Source organism: Flavobacterium sp., assembly GCF_043773265.1.
GTDB lineage: Bacteria > Bacteroidota > Bacteroidia > Flavobacteriales > Flavobacteriaceae > Flavobacterium.
The window spans coordinates 1-2,725 of record NZ_JAYVFH010000194.1; the positions used below are offsets into that span (position 1 = coordinate 1).

Here is a 2,725-nt window from a genome sequence, read left to right on the forward strand (position 1 = left end):
GATTTCGTGTCCTGTGGTTTCTAGTTTACGAGCTACAACAGCTTCGGCAATCATATCAGTAACGCCGGCACCTATCATGTGGCAACCTAACCATTCGCCGTATTTAGCATCGAAAATTACTTTTACAAATCCGTCTGGAGTTCCAGATGCTTTTGCTTTTCCAGATGCTGAGAATGGAAATTTTCCAATTTTTAATTCGTAACCTTTTTCTTTAGCTTGTTTTTCTGTCATACCTACAGAAGCAATTTCTGGAGAAGCATAAGTACAACCTGGAACGTTACCATAATCTATTGGATCTACGTGCAAACCAGCAATTTTTTCTACACAATTTATTCCTTCTGCAGAGGCAACATGAGCCAAAGCTTGACCTGGTGTTACATCGCCAATGGCATAATATCCAGGAATGTTAGTTTGAGAAAAAGCATTTACAAGAATTTTATCTTTATCAACGGCAATTCCTACTTCTTCTAATCCAATATTTTCTATATTTGTTTTAATTCCTACTGCCGAAAGTAATATTTCTGCTTCAAGAATTTCTTCTCCTTTAGCGGTTTTTACAAATGCTTTAACTCCGTTTCCAGAAGCATCAATTTTTTCTACTGATGATGATGTCATGATTTTAACACCAGCTTTTTTCATAGAACGCTCCATTTGTTTAGAAATATCTTCGTCTTCTACAGGAACAATATTGGGCATAAATTCTATTAACGTAACATCTGTTCCCATGGCGTTATAAAAATGCGCAAATTCAACTCCAATGGCACCAGAACCAACAATAATAATCGATTTTGGTTGTTTTGGCAATGTCATTGCTTGTCTGTAACCAATAACTTTTACACCATCTTGAGGAAGATTTGGCAATTCTCGAGAACGTGCTCCAGTGGCAATAATTATATGATCTGCAGAATATTCTGTAACTTTTTTATCTACTGTGGTAACGTCAATTTTTTTTCCTGGTTTTAATTTTCCAAAACCATCAATTACATCAATTTTATTTTTTTTCATTAAAAACTGAACGCCTTTACTCATATCGCCAGCTACATTTCTTGAACGATTTACAACAGCATTAAAATCTTTATCATATTCTTTTACAATTAATCCATAATCGGCTGCGTGTTTTAAATAATCAAAAACTTGTGCCGATTTTAATAATGCTTTTGTTGGAATACAACCCCAATTTAAACAAACGCCACCAAGACTTTCTTTCTCGATTACTGCAACTTTAAAACCTAATTGCGAGGCACGAATTGCGGTTACATATCCACCTGGACCAGAACCTAAAACTATAATATCGTATTTCATTTTTCTTTATTTATTTTTTTATTGGTAAAAATGAATTATTTAAAATTCTTTTTATCGTTGATTTATTGTTAGTAATTGGTTAGCAAAAATAACTATAAATTATAAATTATTTTAAAGTTTATTAAGTAATATTTGTATTATGCTAAACTTAAAATAAAATTATCCATTTCTATTTTTTGGCTTTCATACTTTATTTGTAAAATTGAACTTTCTCCCATTTTATTATAATATTCTAATCCTTTATTGGCAAAGAATTTTTTATGATATGTAGAGATTTCTGGTATATTTGGGTATTTTTTATTAAAAATCATTTCATAATATGCTTGCCATTCACGTTCATTTTTATCTAAAACATAAGGTTTTACAGCTTTTTGATCTACATGAATTAACTCATGAACAATCATTGTAATTATTAATGCCAAAGGAAATTGAAAAATATTTTGTGGTATTCTAATAATTTGTTCTTCGCCAAAATTGCCTTCTGTTGTGAGAAGTATAAATTCAGGATTTGCTATTTCACGAAAAGTGATTTCTTTCAAATTTTTATTTTTCAATTCATAATGTTCTAAAACCCAATAAAATGCATTGATAGTTTGACCATTGTTATGGAATGTATCAACTTTAAATTTTATTTCCTCGAATGTCATAAATTATTAAAAAAATTGGCTATGGTCTAAACAATATATTTAGTATCTTTGTTTTATGAAAGATATAATTTTAGAACAAATATCGGAATTAAATCAAGAAGATAAATCCCGATTATACAAAGTTATCGAAGGTTTTTTATTTGATAATGAAGTTGATATAACAAAAGAACAAGACAAAGAGAAAGTTTCCATTGCTAATAATTGTCCACATTGCGAGTCAACAAAGACAAGAAAAAATGGACATCAATATGGAGTTCAGCGTTTTGTTTGTAATGATTGCAAAAAGAATTTTAGAGTTAGTACAGGTTCAGTAACAGCTCATTTAAAGAAAAAAGAACTTTTAAAAGTTTATATTCCCAATATGTTAGCAGGATATAGTCTTGAAAAATGTGCAAAACTTACAGGAATTAGTAAGCAAACTTCTTTTGATTGGCGACACAAAATTCTTTCTGCTTTAGGTAAATTTCAAAAAGAGCAAATGCTATCAGGAATATGCGAAAGTGACGATGTTTTTATTGAATTTTCAGAAAAAGGAAATCAAAATTTAGATCGTGAACCACGAAAAAGAGGTAAAAGTGTTTTCGTAAAAAAGAAAAGAGGTATCAATGACGATAAAGTTGCTATTCTAATAAGTTGTGATAGAAAAGGTAATAAACATTTGCAAGTAGCCACAAGAGGAAGAGTATCGGCCGATGATATAAATGCTATATTAAAAGATAAGTTAGAACCAAAAACTGTTTTATGTACTGATGGACATCGAAGTTTTGAAGCTTTTG

Annotated in this window: 3 protein-coding genes; 1 reads left to right on the plus strand and 2 read right to left on the minus strand. The window is 30.3% G+C overall.

Annotation, left to right across the window (positions count from 1 at the left end; all coding sequences use genetic code 11):
• Nucleotides 1-1,302 (minus strand): dihydrolipoyl dehydrogenase (lpdA, locus tag ACH2BO_RS10355; RefSeq protein ID WP_395044670.1); only part of this gene is annotated, 1,302 nt, incomplete at its 3' end.
• 137 nt (nucleotides 1,303-1,439) lie between these two features.
• The gene (locus ACH2BO_RS10360) at nucleotides 1,440-1,949 is read right to left on the minus strand and encodes a hypothetical protein (protein ID WP_395044671.1); all 510 of its coding nucleotides are present in this window, start codon (nucleotides 1,947-1,949) and stop codon (nucleotides 1,440-1,442) included.
• A gap of 55 nt (nucleotides 1,950-2,004) precedes the next feature.
• Here ACH2BO_RS10360 and ACH2BO_RS10365 point away from each other — a divergent pair.
• The coding region (locus tag ACH2BO_RS10365) for an IS1595 family transposase (protein ID WP_395044672.1) at nucleotides 2,005-2,725 on the plus strand (721 nt) is incomplete at its 3' end.